Below are 14,323 nucleotides of genomic sequence, written 5' to 3' on the forward strand. Positions count from 1 at the left end.
GCATGAATAGCCAATATCATTAATATTATTGAGAAATAAAAGCTTCCATTTCTATAAAACGTTCTATCAAGTTCAAATTTCAATTCAGGTCCCCCTTTCGAATAATCTACTTATATTCTATTAAAAATTACTACTCATCAATTATTTATATCTTGAATCACTATTATGATTGTCTTGAAAAACGATATACTCGTATTCATTTCATTAAGGAGATATATTGTCACATTCACGATGTATTTTAATTTTAATAACCAAAATATGTGATAATTAATAGTATACGCATTTGATTGGGGAAATTATGATTTATATTAGTGCACGGCTTTTGATTATAGAAACGGCAATAACACGACTATTTTTAATGTTAAATTTCATTTATCTTTATAGAAAATTTCCTAAGATAAAATTAATGATTCTGCCAATCTGTTATTTGACCATATTAACAATAGATTTTTTATGAACCCCATTATTTTAGTTCCCTTCATCTTTATTATGTATTTATTATTAAAAGAAAAGGGACAAAAAGATTACTTTTTACTCAATACCATAATTACCAGCTTTCTAATCAACATACTATCAGACATAATATCGTCTTCCATTATTTCTATTTTTTACAAATCGAATAAAGGCGATGCATTTATCGTAATAATAGAACTTATTTCGGTATTCATCATAACTTTACTTTTAAATCTTGTTCTTATTAAATCTCCAATACTACGAATAATAAAAAGTGCAAAAACACCAACTTTTAGTATTATCGAAATTTATTTTTATACCGTCACAATCTCATTCATCTATTTCATTCAAAAATTCAAAGCCTATACGACTTTAATATCAGGAATTCTCTTATTTTTAATCATTCAAGCCATCATAGTAATTTATTTCTATTTATATACAACCAAACATCAACAAGCAAAATTTGAAAAGAAACTAATGCTTGAGCAATTAGATAACCTCAGCCAATACACTAAGCAACTGGATAAAGATCAAAAAGAAATGCATAAATTTAAGCACGACTTTAAAAATATTCTCAGTAGTCTTAATACGATTGCCCTATCCAATGACAATCCCAACTTAAAAAAATCTTTAACCGAACTGGAGGGATATTCTTCCCAATACTTCAGTAATATCTCTATGGATGATTTTAAAGATTTGGAGTATATCTCAAATATTTACATCAAGTCGCTACTTATAAGTAAATTGAAGACTATCAAAGCTAACGGAATCACTTGTTATTTCGAATGTAAGAATGATATTTCCCATATTGATTTGAATATCTTTGATCTAATCAGAATTCTTGGAGTATCAATTGACAATGCAATCGAAGAAACAGCCCACCAGGCCAATGGAAAAATCCAAATTATTTTAATCAATAAGAACAATCAGATTGATATCATCATAAAAAATACTATTACTAAATCAATTCCTATCAATCAAATCCAACAATATGGCTTTTCAACCAAAAAGAAACATGAGGGCTTAGGAATGGTCAATATTCAAGACATCAAGCAAAAATATCGAAACCTATTAATTCACTACAACGTTCTTGATAAATGGTTTTACACCCAAATTTCGATTATCAACAAAGGAGTTATAAAATGAGTTATCCCATTATTATTTGTGAAGACGACACAGTCCAACTGAAAAATTTACGTACCTTAATTGAAAATTATCTATTATTCCATAATGATTTCTTTCAATTAGATTTATCAGTCCAAACGCCTAACGAAGTTCTCGCATACATGAATACTACCGCCCCAACAGATGGGACATATATCTTAGATATTGACCTCCAAGCAGCTATCAACGGTATCGACCTAGCCGAACAAATAAGGAAGTTAGATATCAATGGTAACGTCATCTTTACAACAACTCACGATGAAATGGCGCCTACAACCTTAAAAAGAAAAGTTGCAGCAATTGGTTTCATCGAAAAAGACCAATCAATTGAAAGTTATCGCGATGAATTATACGGGACATTAACTTATATTGAAAAATTAGCTAATAAGTCTCACGCATATCAACAACAACACTTTTCGTTCGAAGTTGGTAATCAATTATTCAACTTTGATCAAGATGAAGTTTTCTCAATCGAATCATCTCCAATCCCTCATCAACTAGTTTTCACTTCTAAAACTGGTCAATATGAATTTTATGGCAAATTAAAGGAACTGGAAAAACAGTATACTTTCCTATTTCAATTAAGTCGTTCTTGTTTGATTAATGTTGTTAACGTCCGTAAAGTAGACTTTCCTTCACGTTCAGTTTTATTGAAAAATGGTACGACCAAAAGATTCTCTATCGGTAAAGCTACAAAATTAAGAAAAGCCATAAATGCATTGTAGAAATTATTTAAAAAACTAGAGGGTGGGACAAAACATAGCTTTTTCCGCTTAAAACAAATAACGCCAGTAATCTAAAATCGGATTACTGGCGTTATTTGCCTTAATGCTCGAAAGCTGAACATGTTTTGTTCCACTCTAGTTTTTTCATGAATATTACCATTAGAGAAAAGCAGAAATCCCTAAAACCGTTAAAGCAACTCCAACCACTATTGATGACCACATTGCTATTGGAGCAAATGGGGATGTACTTTTATTCGCATTTTTCTTTAAATTTTTAACATAAACAATTGTGATAAATATCTGCCAAATACCAATGACCAAGAATAGAATGGCTGCTATTATATCGATTTTGCTCATTATGATGTCACCTCTATATTTTTTTCTTAAATAAAATGTTGTGCCAGCTTTTTCTTGAATCCATGAAGTTGAACTAAAGAAATAAGGCAAGCAATTAAACTAATTACCACTACTATCATTAATAATGAGTAGGTTTGAGAATTGGTAAGTGTCGTAGCTGATCCACCAGAAGCTAATAAAGGCAGGTCACTCAGAAAGTGCAGTATGATAACAAGCGATAAATTCTTTGATTTCAAATATAAGGTTCCAAAAAGCATCCCTGTTCCGAATGCTAAAATTATTTGAGATAAAATCATTAAAAACGACCCATGTTCAAAATTGACTATATGAGCAAACGCAAAACCAATACTACTAATCAGTACCGATATGAATAATTTATTATTCGTTAATTTTAGACTCAAGGGTACTAGAACTCCCCTATATATGTATTCCTCACAAATGGCAATCAATAGTATAGTTATGAGTCACATGAGAACTGGTCCCTTAATGGAAAGTACGAAGGGATTCTTTGTTAACAGTAATAATACAATCGCTGGAATAGCATTAAAAAATTGATAAAGTGGTCTTTTGTCGGAAAAGATATCAACTCTAACATTCAGCCAGATTTTATTTAAGATTATGATTACGATAAGTGCAAACAAATCGCAACTTATTTGTTGGTAATTTTTTGGAATCCAGAAAGTTAATGATGGTATAAAAAAAGACATAGTGGTAATAAAATAAAAACCGCAAAAACTTTCTCTAACTTTTTAGACATTATTCTTTTTGCACACTTTCTGTTTTAGATTTTAGCTTTGAAAACCAATTCTTCTAGAATTCAAATTAGTTAATACAATTCTTTTACTTCATTGGGATTCCTTTTATAGATTTATTGTACGCTTTTAAGGAAAACGCTTTCAACAGCTTATGATATTTTCTTTTAGCATGTAACTTTCAAATACAAATAAAAAATCCCCAACTCTTGAGTTGTCTCAGGAGTTAGGGGTTTTTTTTAAAAAACGTATTGACGAATGTACCAACCGCCGTTTTAGTTATCGTATATTGATTAACAGAAATATTATACTGACTCAAAAATTCAGTTATTTTTGCTTTGAATTCATCATCATGCAATTTAGTTCCAATATACCAAGTGTCATTATTAACTGTACGACTGCCAAAAGTATTATCGTCGTACTTTGCCATGGTCGAATCATAGATTGCATGAGCTGTATCTCTGTCCTTGAATTCAATCGCCCAAGTGACTGGAATCATATCGTAAATTGACTTTACCATAATAAATTCTCCTATCATAAATTGCTTAATTGGGCACATTGTAACCTCGTCACATGACAAATTCAAAATATAAGTATTCGTTAACTATTAACGTCATAGACATTAACGTGTAATTTATTACTTTACACAAGACACATATTAACGGTATTCAGGATTATCCGAACTATATGTTTCAAATAATTGATACGATAGAAGCATCAAAATAATTACTTAAGGAGGCACTCCATCAAAAAAACAAAAAAGCTAGCAGAAATAAAACACACTAATTTTATACTCCAAGAATTGGACAATTCAATGAATAATGTTACTTTAAATAATCCTGCTAAAATTGCGGTTAAGCACGCTTATTTCATCATAAATCAATCAACTAAGATCAATAAAAAGTACAGAGAAATCCCCCATACAATATCTAATCTAAAAACTTCATTACGATTAATTTCCATAAACGGGGAGTATTGTTTTACCCCAAAACAAAATGATTTAATCCATAAATTAAGTCACATTCACCATAGGTCTTGGTTGCATCAATTATCGGCTGTCATCAACGGACCTGCTTTCTTTCATTCGTAAGATATTCACTCGAAAGGATGGCAACACAAAATGAAAAATACAACTTTATTCAATTTAATAGATGCTTCATATAACGAAGATCTTTCACGCCAACCAATTGAATACAAAAAATGCCTCCTGCAAGCAGCTCAAGAACTTAACAGTGGCAAAGATGAAATTAGTATCTGTGTAACTATTTACAAGGGGTATCATGATAACTTCATTGTTCCTATGACTCTACCGACTAAAAATCGACAACTATATCAATATATTAAAGACAAGTTGAATAATCCTAGTCAAAAAACACTGAGTGATGCTAATCTTGGTTACGGTTTAATCGCAACACACTTTACTTTTGGACCCTTTAATTAAAAAATCCCATCAAAAATGATGGTTTTCTTGTAATCACCAATACTAAAATCAATTTATCACTGTTTAATCGATAGACTACATCCCAGTTATCGTATTGTCCGTAAGCGTCGTACGATCAAGTAAAGTGACTATTTTAACTCCTCTAGTCTTCTTGATACTAACGGAACGTAAAATATTTGATAAGTGTACAAATAAATGATGAACTGTTTGGTTAAATTGTTGAAGAATAGACATGCACACTCCTTGTATATTTCCTTAATCATACTGATGTGAGTAAGTTCATGTCTATTTTTGTACAATAAAGCCTCAAAATGCTGGACTTATTGCAGTATATTCAATTTTCAACCTTTAGCTAAATTAGAAAAGCATCGTGAATAATGCCAGGTGACGTCACAGAAACATTTTTAACAATCGTCATCGATTCAAGATGAATATTAGTGCCTTTCAAGATATTTTATTCTCAACATATGGCCATCGACATATTATTTAGATAAGCAAAACAACAATTGCCGCTATAAGAAAAGAGATTATAAATAATGAAAGAAGTGATATCTGATGATGATGTATCCGTATATAAAATTAGGTCCTAGAGATGGTGTCTTGATAATTTCAATTTTTATTATGTTAGTCTTAACACTAATTTTTAAGTGGTCGGTATGGGAATTTTCGTTTTCTGTTATTGCAGTAATAATTTCGTTCTTAGCAGGAAACATGAAACCAAATAAGAAGAATGTACTTGCCTTCTTGAAAAAATAGTTTGAATTGGAACAGGGTATCCTGAATTCTTGTAGATTTCAAACCCATTCTTAATCATTAAAGTTTCAAGTACATTATTGAGTTGAATTAAAAAAATCCATCAAAATTGATGGATTTTTTGTTTACCGATCAAATATTTCATGTGCTCCAGTTGCTACTAATACCAAAATCAGTTTTTCATTATTTTATTAATAGAATCCACGATATCCTCGTCACTTACCTTTAAGTGTATAATCTTTAATTTGTTTCAATGCAACACCATCTCATTCAACAATTGCTATTAAACAAGGCTTAATATTTTAACTGGAAAATGCTTTTTGAGTAATTTTTTAATTGTCATTCAAACGACATTGTTAATTTAATCTGTATCTATTTTATCAATCCAAGCATCAAAGTCATTTGATGATCCAATGGTACTTACTTGACCTGTTTCGGCTTCATTTTTAGCCTTTATAGCTTCTGGAGAATCCAAAAAGCTTACCAAACGAACCTCATTATTAGCAGCTTTAATTAAAGATAAGCGAATATACTCGGAAACAGTCAATCCTTGTTTAGCTAAATTGTCCTTAGCTTTTTCACTAATATCTTCAGTAACGCATGTCGAAACTGTTTTATTTTTAATAACACTATTACTCATTACAGTCGCCTCCAAAAGTTTACCATCGTATTGCATCGTTAAATTTTATCTTTAAATTTCTTTCAACTAATTACCTCAAATATTTTTTTACAGCAAAGTAATTAACAATAACTGTAATCACAATAAGTAACATTAAACTTAAAATATTATTTAAAATCGAAAAAAATAGACCCCACACGAGGTCTATTTTTTATATTTGTCCAACTTCAACTGATGCGTCATTAGACAATTTCTTCTGTAAATACTTTTCCATTTCTTTATAGGAAATATTAAAGTTCATTTCCACTTGTTGTGGTCGTTTCGTATTAAAAATCACTGCTACTTTAGGTTTTCTACCTTCAATTTCAATTGGAATTAAGGTTACGTGGACAACTTGGGCATAGTCTAAGACACCGGAATAGAAACCGTTTAAAACGATTTTTCTTTCACCGACTCCACCGACACCATTCATGATGTTCAACAACATGAATAACGCCACCATAACGATGTAAGATAATTGACCGGTTGGTGATACTAACAGCCATGCGCCAATAAAGGCCGCAAAGATTAATGATGAAACTTTATAAATCGATCTGATTTCAATCTGTGATTGCCAATAAACGTTAAAGACAGCACCGAGAAAAAAGATGACATCTACTATTAATAGTATTGTGCTCATTTTATTTATCCCTTTTCTAGTAATTATATTTAAGATGCTTTTAATTTCAAACTTTATTTACTACCTATATTGTATCGTACTTAGGTCCTAAATTCATGAAAGCAATCTTTTATTACCTAAATGCTTAAATTTATCGCGTGAAATTCATATGATGGCATAAAAATCCTTGTTAAGAAATCTTTGAAAACACTTTTATGACGCCTTTTTCAAGTTTTTTATTAGGTTACCTTAATTTTTTTGTTTCCGGGGTTTAATGTTAGTCTCTAACATGATATTATATCTTGAGACAAAAAAAGGGGGATATAAGCTTGAGTGAAAAAAATAAAAAGCACGAAAGCCTTATTCATTATGCTAACGGCCCTTCCTTGGAAGAAATTAATGATACCGTTGAAGTGCCAACTGACGCTGGTTTCTTTAAAACTCTGTTAGCATATAGTGGTCCGGGGGCACTAGTTGCCGTAGGTTACATGGATCCAGGTAACTGGGTTACATCAATCGCCGGTGGGGCACAATTTAAATACAAATTACTATCTGTTATCTTGATTTCTAGTTTGATTGCGATGCTTTTGCAATACATGGCAGCTAAACTAGGCATTGTGACCGGAAGAGATTTGGCCCAATTAACTAGAGATAGAACTTCCCGTGTTGGTGGTTTTATCCTATGGGTAATTACTGAGTTAGCCATTATGGCAACTGATATTGCAGAAATTATTGGTTCCGCAATTGCGTTAAAATTATTATTCAATATACCAGTCCTTTGGGGTGTTATTATCACCGCATTTGACGTCTTATTACTACTGGTACTAATGAAATTAGGTTTCAGAAAAATCGAAGCTATCGTAGCCACATTAATTATGGTTATCCTCTTCGTCTTCTTATACGAAGTTATCTTGGCCAAACCTGACATGGGTCAAATGGTCGTTGGTTTTGTACCTGATCCAAAGATCCTTCAAAACCAAAGCATGCTTTACCTTTCATTAGGTATCGTTGGTGCGACAGTTATGCCACATAATTTGTACTTACATTCTTCAATTTCACAGGCCAGAAAATATGACCGTAACGATTCCAAGAGTGTTCATCAAGCAGTTCGTTTCTCAACTTGGGATTCAAACATTCAATTAACATTAGCTTTTATCGTTAATACATTATTATTACTACTTGGTGCGGCTTTATTCTATGGTACAAACAGTGATTTAGGACGTTTCGTCGACTTGTTCAACGCTCTGCAAGATCCAAAAGTTGCTGGAGCCGTTGCTAGTCCAGTCCTAAGTATCCTCTTTGCGATTGCCCTTTTGGCTTCTGGTCAAAATTCAACAATCACAGGAACACTTTCCGGACAAATCGTCATGGAAGGTTTCGTCCACATGAAGATGAAACTTTGGGCACGTCGTGTTATTACACGTTTGATGTCAATCATCCCTGTTATCACATTCGCCATCATTTATAATGGTAACGAAGCTAAGATTGAATCACTTTTGACATTCTCACAAGTATTCTTGAGTGTCGCCTTACCATTCTCAATCTTCCCATTGATCAAGTTCACAAGTAATAAAGAACTAATGGGCGAATTTGCTAACAATAAAGTAATCGAATACATTGGTTACTTCATAGCAATCGTGCTAACCATCTTGAACATTTGGTTGATCTATACTACATTCGTACCCGCAGCTTAATTAATATTCAAAAATACAATTATAAAAGTAATCTTCAGATTTCTCTAATCTAAGATTACTTTTTTTATTTACGGCATAAACAATGGCACAATTAGTAAAATTTTGAACCATTGTTGTAAAAAATTAGGACGATTAACGTACTTTTTAGTAGGGACAATTAATTGATAAAGTTTAATAAACATTGTCATTCCCAACGAAACAATCACCCAAATACCCATCCACATAGCTATAATGACAAATTCAGCTAACATAATTAATCCTCCCATATATATTTTTTAATTATTATATATGATATTAAACGAACAACTAAAGAAACTTTCAAAAAGAGTTTAAATTCTGTCATTCTAGACGTTCAGAAAATAAAAATGGTAAATTATCTATTTTCAATATATATTAAAAAAACACCGAATAACCTAGCCGGAAGGAGTAAGAAATTTGAGTCGCTGTGCAGGTGGCGTTGGCGCTTTAGCGCCTACACCACGGGACGAGCTTTGAAACTCGCGTACTTTGCGAGGTTCAAAGTCGAGGTCTGAGACCTTGGCTCAGACCGGTCCCCACAGCGACTCAAATTTCTTACTCCTGGAGGCGGCTCATTTATCCCCATCAAAACTGTCAACATATGATATAATCTGGTATTATCGAAATAAGAAATCAAATAGAAAGCAAGGAATACTGATTGAATGCACTTGTAAATATGTATGGTCCATTCTTTGATCTTCATAACTGGGCAACGGTTATCGAATCGGGGGAAGATTGGTTAATTATTTTATCGTTAGTCGTTATGGAATGTATGTTGTCAGTTGATAATGCCGTCGTTTTGGCCGCGCAGACACAATCATTGCCTAACAAAGTAGAACAAGAAAAGTCGCTTTTCTATGGACTCTTCGGTGCTTACATCTTTAGATTTTTAGTTATCGGAATCGGAGTTTACTTAATCGACTTCTGGTGGATTAAGGTGCTAGGCGCCGGCTACTTATTCTATCTCTTCTTAAAACATTTCTTCTTTAGCAAGAAACAGCCTACCGAAGCTCCAACTAAGCATAAAGAAAATGCTTTGGAAAAGCATCTGCACATTTCTCGTTTTTGGCAAGTTGTTATCTCAATTGAATTAATGGATATCGTCTTCTCAATTGATTCTGTTTTAGCTTCATTAGCCGTTTCAAGCAACCCAGTTATCGTTTTGATTGGTGGTATGATTGGTATTTTAGCAATGCGTGGAATCGCTGAAATGATTATGGGACTTATGAGTAAGATTCCAGAATTAAACGGTATGGCTTACTTTTTAATTCTCTTCATCTCAATCAAATTGTTCCTATCAATTCCCGCAATTGATATTGAAATTCCGAACTTAGTCTTCGTTGGTGTCTTAATTGGAGCTATCATTGTAACTTTGATTATTCACCAAATTAATAATAACCGCGCTCCAAAGAGCAAAAAATAAGGCTGTAACAACAATATTATTGCCTTTAAACATTCACTTTTTCCGCTTAAAACAAAAGGCGTCAGCAATCCAAAATCGGATTACTGGCGTCTTTTGCCTTAATACTCGAAAACTGAACATGTTTTGTTCCACTATCATTTTTTATTTTGTAATTTTGAATGTTTTAATCCATATGCAAAGTAAACGACAATTCCTATTGCAATCCAGATACCAACACTAATCTTAGAAATAGTTGGCAACATCAATAAGAAATACAAGCTGGCTAAACCAGCTAAAATTGGTAAAAATGGATACCAAGGCATTTTGAATCCGTCATTTGGAATATCTTTTCGCTTACGTAATTTGATAATACCAAAGGAAATGAAAACAAACGCCAACAGGGTTCCGGCATTGATAAGTGACGTTAATTCCGTCAAAGGTACTAATCCAGCAAAGAATGCTTGGACAATTGTTGCTACCCAAACGGCATTCTTAGGCACAGAGAATTTAGTATCGACCTCACCCATTTTCTCGGGTAACAAGCCATCACGTCCTAATGCATAAACCAATCGAGAGCCACCAAAGAACATGGTCAATAATGATGTAAAGATACCAACTAAGGCACCAACCGTAATCAACTTATTCCAAGTGTCTAGATGCACAACTTTTAACGCATAAGCCGCTGGATCATCAACGTTTAAATCTTTATAGTTAACGATACCTGTCAAAACAAATGAAAAACCAACGTACAAGATTACAGCAACGACGACTGTTCCCAAAACTCCACGGACAACATCTTTTTTAGGATTGATTGTTTCCGCCGAATTGGCAGCCAAAGCATCAAAGCCGACAAAGGCAAAGAAAACGGTGGCCGTAGCTGTTGAAATACCACCCATGCCGAAAGGTTGTGTATGGAACTGTTTAGGATAAAATGGAACATAATTTTTAGTATTAATGTAAAAAGCCCCTACAATGATAAACAAAATAATAATAGCAACTTTAATTAATACGGCGACATTTTCTACCTTCTTAGAAAGGCTAGCTCCCTGTAAAATAATGAAAGCAATCAATAAAACAATCAAGGTAGCTGAAAGATTGATCACACCACCTTCAAGTGGTCCATTTGCCAAAAATTTAGGCATGTTTAAACCAAATGCACCTAAGATATTATTATTAAAATAAGATGCAAACCCAACTGCTTCCGCAGAAACAGTCAAAAAATATTCCAGAATTAAAGCCCAGCCTAGAATCCAACCAATAATTTCTCCATAAATAACTGCTCCAAAGGAATAGGCTGATCCGGCAACTGGCATTGCTGATGAAAATTCAGCGTAAGCCATCCCCACAAAACCAGAAACAATCGCGGCAATCAAAAAAGCAATCGTTACAGCCGGTCCGGCATGAAGTGCAGCCTCATGTCCGGGTAAAATAAAAATACCTGTACCAATTACAGCACCAATTCCCAAAGAAAGCAGATCCTTGGCGCCAAGTGTTCGTGTCAATCTAGAATCAGCTTCTAAATACGTATCGACCGATTCTTTTTTAAAGACGTTCTTCATGAGTTTTTCTCCTTAAAACTGCATAACCTAAATTACACTAAGTCTAAAGTCTACTACAAATTTTTTTATGAAAAAAGGTATTTTGTGCAGAAAACGTAAACAATTGTTCAATTTTAGTTCACATAAACAAGTGTATTGAGTTATTCCTCAACTAAGAATATAAAAATGGTTAATAAAGCAACTGGTTTCACAAAACTACCACTATCTTTAAACATGCAGAAACATGCAGCATAAACGTGTGACAAAACATAGCTTTTTCCGCTTAAACCAAACGAGACTAGCAATCCAAAATCGGATTACTAGTCTCGTTTGCCTTAATGCTCGAAAGCTGACCATGTTTTGTCACACTCTCTATCTACCATCCGTCCGAAATTTGGTTGGTGCAACGCCGGTATATTTTTTAAACGTTTGGCTGAAATAGCTTAGCCGGGTGAATCCTAAAGCATCGGAAATATCGTTGACACTTTTATCAGACTCTTTCAAAAGAATCATCGCCTTTTGCACTTTTCTGGCATTCAGATACACTGAAAAACTCAAACCAGTTTCGCGCTTAAACAATTTGCTGAAATAGTAGTCTGATAAATAAACCTTACTAGACACTTGATCAAGCGTTAGTCGTTTATTAAGGTTGCTATCAATATATTCGATTGCAGAAATAATGGAACTGTTCGACGTTGACATTACTTTAATTTGTTGCAAAGCGTGTCCTTCACTATCAGATAATTCATCGATCGCGTCATTAACATCTATAGCATACCTGATTACAAAGTTATCGATACCGCGATCCTTAATCACTAGTTTAGAAACACTTTCCACCATATTTCTCAAAAAGAAAACATGTTCTTGCAGTTTCTGCATTATTTGCAAATGTTCATTATTAGTTCCCTTTTTGATATCTTGTGCAACGCAAACTTTGCCGACCCGTTGATTAATACTGGCTATTCTCAACGGCGCGTCGGCATATTCGATATTATACTTAAATTTATTGACACTCAGTTTGGACAAATCAGTCATTTTATTCATCCTAGTTAACGCACTGCCCTCTGCCAATTCACCAAAAATCCCCGCCTGCAAATGATCGTCGTTGCCTAGAACAAAGACTGCAATATCATTTGTCTGCGCATAGGATTGCAATAGGTGAATAATGACCTTTTCGTTACTAGATAATAACGACTGCAAATCAAATTCTTCCATAATCACTAGCCAACCAATCTACAATATTTAAATTTTTGAATTTAGATATTCCATTAGGACTACTGCATCATTGTGTTCCTGATCTTTAGCACTATACAAGATAAGAACATCTTGTGTCTTTAGAGCTTCTGTTAGGCTTGTCAAAAACTCATCTGTATAAGGATTAGTTTTGATTTCTGCTAAATACTTGCTCTTGAATTCAGCATATTTCTCGGGGTCATGTCCAAACCACTTTCTCAAGTCAGCTGATGGAGCAATTTCCTTGGCCCACAAATCTAAATCAGCTCTTACTTTAGACATTCCACGAGGCCAAAGTCGATCCACAAGAACTCGGTAGCCTGATGGCAAATCTTTATCATAAATCCGCTTCAAAATCAATTTAGTCATTTTAACTAACCTTCTTTTCACCAATTTAATTGTATCACATCAATTACCGTTTGCTTTTTGTTAATTTTTTGCCAAATTTAGCACTCGACAATTAAGAGTGCTAAATTCTTGAACTTCCGTTCGAATGGGTCTTATAATGTATTTGTAATGAAGGGAAAGGAAGTAACGATATATGACAAATGAAATTATGGATCGTAACAATTTGATGAGAAACTGGTTCAACAATGATTCTTGGATGAACAATTTACCATCTATATTTGACAACAATTTCCCAGAAGATTCAACACTAAAGACAGATATTAAGGAAACAGATAAAGACTATGAAGTTCATGTAGATATGCCCGCTTTTGATAAGAAGGATATCGACATCAACTATAATAACGATGTTTTAACGGTTAGTGGTCACCGTGACAGTTTCAATGATCACAACGACAAGAATGGCGACATGATCATGAGTGAACGTTCAAGCGGCCGTGTTATGAGACAATATCATTTACCAGCAGTTGATATGAATAATATCAAAGCAAATTATGATAACGGTGTTTTGAAGATCAACCTTCCAAAGATGGAAAAGAAGACTGATTCAGGCCATCACATCGATATCGACTAATATGTCGCTTTAGATTAGTTAAGATTTCATTCTTAAACTACATTGATGAAATCTTAACTAATCCACAGCTAGATATTTTCTAACTGGTATAGAAATTAAGCTTGTTTTGTCACAACACTTTTAAACTTGCGACTTTAAAATATTGATTTAACTTCGACTTTTTAAAATAAGCATTTTTTAAATCCGATTTTTCAGATGTTATCATTTGGAAAACCGGATTTTTTTAATTTTATTTTTAAAATATTAAATAAAAATGCAATTGTTTTAAATATGATTTTGTTCGAACTTATATATATATGCCGGCAGCGAGAGTAAGAAATTTGGGCTGCTGTGGGGACCGCCTGGAGCCAAGGTCTCCAGGCTCGATTTTGAACTTCGAGAAGACCACTCGAATTTCAAAACTCGTCCCGTGGTGTAGGTGCTAAAGCACCAACGCCACCTGCACTGCTGCCCAAATTTCTTGCTCTCGTTGCCTAGTGTATTTATCCTTGGGTATTTCTTAAAGGATATGGAGTGACTACTAATCATCGATAATTT

Annotated in this window: 17 protein-coding genes; 7 read left to right on the top strand and 10 right to left on the bottom strand. The window is 33.5% G+C overall.

The genetic code is table 11. The features are described 5' to 3' along the window. Positions 1-930: 930 nt before the first annotated feature. Positions 931-1,599, top strand: coding sequence for a GHKL domain-containing protein (locus D1B17_RS12670; protein ID WP_166806679.1), 669 nt, complete (start codon positions 931-933; stop codon positions 1,597-1,599). Beyond that, positions 1,596-2,342 carry a LytR/AlgR family response regulator transcription factor gene (locus tag D1B17_RS11280; RefSeq protein WP_120141630.1) on the top strand — a complete coding sequence of 249 codons (747 nt, stop codon included), beginning with the start codon at positions 1,596-1,598 and terminating at the stop codon, positions 2,340-2,342. The genes D1B17_RS12670 and D1B17_RS11280 overlap by 4 nt, the downstream gene beginning before the upstream one ends. A gap of 159 nt (positions 2,343-2,501) precedes the next feature. Here the strand turns inward: D1B17_RS11280 and D1B17_RS11285 are convergent, their stop codons facing one another. From D1B17_RS11285 to D1B17_RS11295, 3 genes are all read right to left on the bottom strand, one after another. Continuing rightward, on the bottom strand, positions 2,502-2,699 hold the full coding sequence (locus D1B17_RS11285; protein WP_120141629.1) for a hypothetical protein: 198 nt from the start codon (positions 2,697-2,699) through the stop codon (positions 2,502-2,504). 26 nt (positions 2,700-2,725) lie between these two features. Beyond that, positions 2,726-3,148: a CPBP family glutamic-type intramembrane protease gene (locus D1B17_RS11290; RefSeq protein ID WP_166806680.1), complete on the bottom strand. Its 423-nt coding sequence runs from the start codon at positions 3,146-3,148 to the stop codon at positions 2,726-2,728. Positions 3,149-3,677: 529 nt separating this feature from the next. Then, positions 3,678-3,971: a hypothetical protein gene (locus D1B17_RS11295; RefSeq protein WP_120141627.1), complete on the bottom strand. Its 294-nt coding sequence runs from the start codon at positions 3,969-3,971 to the stop codon at positions 3,678-3,680. 600 nt (positions 3,972-4,571) lie between these two features. On the opposite strand from D1B17_RS11295, the gene D1B17_RS11300 reads away from it, so the two are divergent. After that, positions 4,572-4,892, top strand: coding sequence for a bacteriocin immunity family protein (locus D1B17_RS11300; RefSeq protein ID WP_120141626.1), 321 nt, complete (start codon positions 4,572-4,574; stop codon positions 4,890-4,892). Positions 4,893-4,967: 75 nt separating this feature from the next. On the opposite strand, the gene D1B17_RS12675 is transcribed toward D1B17_RS11300, so the two are convergent. Next, positions 4,968-5,126, bottom strand: coding sequence for a hypothetical protein (locus D1B17_RS12675; RefSeq protein WP_166806681.1), 159 nt, complete (start codon positions 5,124-5,126; stop codon positions 4,968-4,970). Positions 5,127-5,447: 321 nt separating this feature from the next. Between D1B17_RS12675 and D1B17_RS12800 the strand changes: the two genes are divergently transcribed. Continuing rightward, entirely contained in the window at positions 5,448-5,648 is a 201-nt protein-coding gene (locus D1B17_RS12800) for a hypothetical protein (RefSeq protein WP_120141625.1), read from the top strand. A 358-nt stretch (positions 5,649-6,006) separates the two neighbouring features. Here the strand turns inward: D1B17_RS12800 and D1B17_RS11310 are convergent, their stop codons facing one another. Both D1B17_RS11310 and D1B17_RS11315 read right to left on the bottom strand, forming a co-directional pair. Then, complete coding sequence (locus D1B17_RS11310; RefSeq protein ID WP_120141624.1) at positions 6,007-6,285, bottom strand: RelB; 279 nt, start codon at positions 6,283-6,285, stop codon at positions 6,007-6,009. Between the two features lie 190 nt (positions 6,286-6,475). Then, the gene (locus tag D1B17_RS11315) at positions 6,476-6,943 is read right to left on the bottom strand and encodes a hypothetical protein (RefSeq protein ID WP_120141623.1); all 468 of its coding nucleotides are present in this window, start codon (positions 6,941-6,943) and stop codon (positions 6,476-6,478) included. A gap of 308 nt (positions 6,944-7,251) precedes the next feature. Here D1B17_RS11315 and D1B17_RS11320 point away from each other — a divergent pair, with 308 nt between their 5' ends. After that, the gene (locus D1B17_RS11320) at positions 7,252-8,616 is read left to right on the top strand and encodes an Nramp family divalent metal transporter (RefSeq protein ID WP_120141622.1); all 1,365 of its coding nucleotides are present in this window, start codon (positions 7,252-7,254) and stop codon (positions 8,614-8,616) included. 68 nt (positions 8,617-8,684) lie between these two features. On the opposite strand, the gene D1B17_RS11325 is transcribed toward D1B17_RS11320, so the two are convergent. Further along, positions 8,685-8,867 (bottom strand): hypothetical protein, encoded by a 183-nt coding sequence (locus tag D1B17_RS11325; protein ID WP_120141621.1) that lies wholly within the window; start codon positions 8,865-8,867, stop codon positions 8,685-8,687. Positions 8,868-9,310: 443 nt separating this feature from the next. Between D1B17_RS11325 and D1B17_RS11330 the strand changes: the two genes are divergently transcribed. Further along, entirely contained in the window at positions 9,311-10,057 is a 747-nt protein-coding gene (locus tag D1B17_RS11330) for a TerC family protein (RefSeq protein ID WP_337248832.1), read from the top strand. 134 nt (positions 10,058-10,191) lie between these two features. Here D1B17_RS11330 and D1B17_RS11335 read toward each other — a convergent pair whose 3' ends face one another. The 3 genes from D1B17_RS11335 to D1B17_RS11345 form a co-directional block, all read right to left on the bottom strand. After that, positions 10,192-11,595, bottom strand: coding sequence for an APC family permease (locus D1B17_RS11335; RefSeq protein WP_120141619.1), 1,404 nt, complete (start codon positions 11,593-11,595; stop codon positions 10,192-10,194). Positions 11,596-11,946: 351 nt separating this feature from the next. After that, positions 11,947-12,789, bottom strand: coding sequence for a helix-turn-helix transcriptional regulator (locus D1B17_RS11340; RefSeq protein WP_237389359.1), 843 nt, complete (start codon positions 12,787-12,789; stop codon positions 11,947-11,949). 27 nt (positions 12,790-12,816) lie between these two features. Further along, on the bottom strand, positions 12,817-13,176 hold the full coding sequence (locus tag D1B17_RS11345; RefSeq protein ID WP_120141618.1) for a DUF488 domain-containing protein: 360 nt from the start codon (positions 13,174-13,176) through the stop codon (positions 12,817-12,819). 172 nt (positions 13,177-13,348) lie between these two features. Here D1B17_RS11345 and D1B17_RS11350 point away from each other — a divergent pair, with 172 nt between their 5' ends. Continuing rightward, on the top strand, positions 13,349-13,786 hold the full coding sequence (locus tag D1B17_RS11350; protein WP_120141617.1) for an Hsp20/alpha crystallin family protein: 438 nt from the start codon (positions 13,349-13,351) through the stop codon (positions 13,784-13,786). Positions 13,787-14,323 lie beyond the last annotated feature (537 nt).

The sequence above is a fragment of the Companilactobacillus zhachilii genome (assembly GCF_003606365.2).
Lineage (GTDB): Bacteria > Bacillota > Bacilli > Lactobacillales > Lactobacillaceae > Companilactobacillus > Companilactobacillus zhachilii.

Coding starts and splice junctions, on each gene's coding strand:
- D1B17_RS12670 (WP_166806679.1), top strand. CDS start 931: ATGCTTGAGCAATTAGATAACCTCAGCCAATACACTAAGCAACTGGAT.
- D1B17_RS11280 (WP_120141630.1), top strand. CDS start 1,596: ATGAGTTATCCCATTATTATTTGTGAAGACGACACAGTCCAACTGAAA.
- D1B17_RS11285 (WP_120141629.1), bottom strand. CDS start 2,699: ATGAGCAAAATCGATATAATAGCAGCCATTCTATTCTTGGTCATTGGT.
- D1B17_RS11295 (WP_120141627.1), bottom strand. CDS start 3,971: ATGGTAAAGTCAATTTACGATATGATTCCAGTCACTTGGGCGATTGAA.
- D1B17_RS11300 (WP_120141626.1), top strand. CDS start 4,572: ATGAAAAATACAACTTTATTCAATTTAATAGATGCTTCATATAACGAA.
- D1B17_RS12675 (WP_166806681.1), bottom strand. CDS start 5,126: ATGTCTATTCTTCAACAATTTAACCAAACAGTTCATCATTTATTTGTA.
- D1B17_RS12800 (WP_120141625.1), top strand. CDS start 5,448: ATGATGATGTATCCGTATATAAAATTAGGTCCTAGAGATGGTGTCTTG.
- D1B17_RS11310 (WP_120141624.1), bottom strand. CDS start 6,285: ATGAGTAATAGTGTTATTAAAAATAAAACAGTTTCGACATGCGTTACT.
- D1B17_RS11315 (WP_120141623.1), bottom strand. CDS start 6,943: ATGAGCACAATACTATTAATAGTAGATGTCATCTTTTTTCTCGGTGCT.
- D1B17_RS11325 (WP_120141621.1), bottom strand. CDS start 8,867: ATGTTAGCTGAATTTGTCATTATAGCTATGTGGATGGGTATTTGGGTG.
- D1B17_RS11330 (WP_337248832.1), top strand. CDS start 9,311: ATGTATGGTCCATTCTTTGATCTTCATAACTGGGCAACGGTTATCGAA.
- D1B17_RS11335 (WP_120141619.1), bottom strand. CDS start 11,595: ATGAAGAACGTCTTTAAAAAAGAATCGGTCGATACGTATTTAGAAGCT.
- D1B17_RS11340 (WP_237389359.1), bottom strand. CDS start 12,789: ATGGAAGAATTTGATTTGCAGTCGTTATTATCTAGTAACGAAAAGGTC.
- D1B17_RS11345 (WP_120141618.1), bottom strand. CDS start 13,176: ATGACTAAATTGATTTTGAAGCGGATTTATGATAAAGATTTGCCATCA.
- D1B17_RS11350 (WP_120141617.1), top strand. CDS start 13,349: ATGACAAATGAAATTATGGATCGTAACAATTTGATGAGAAACTGGTTC.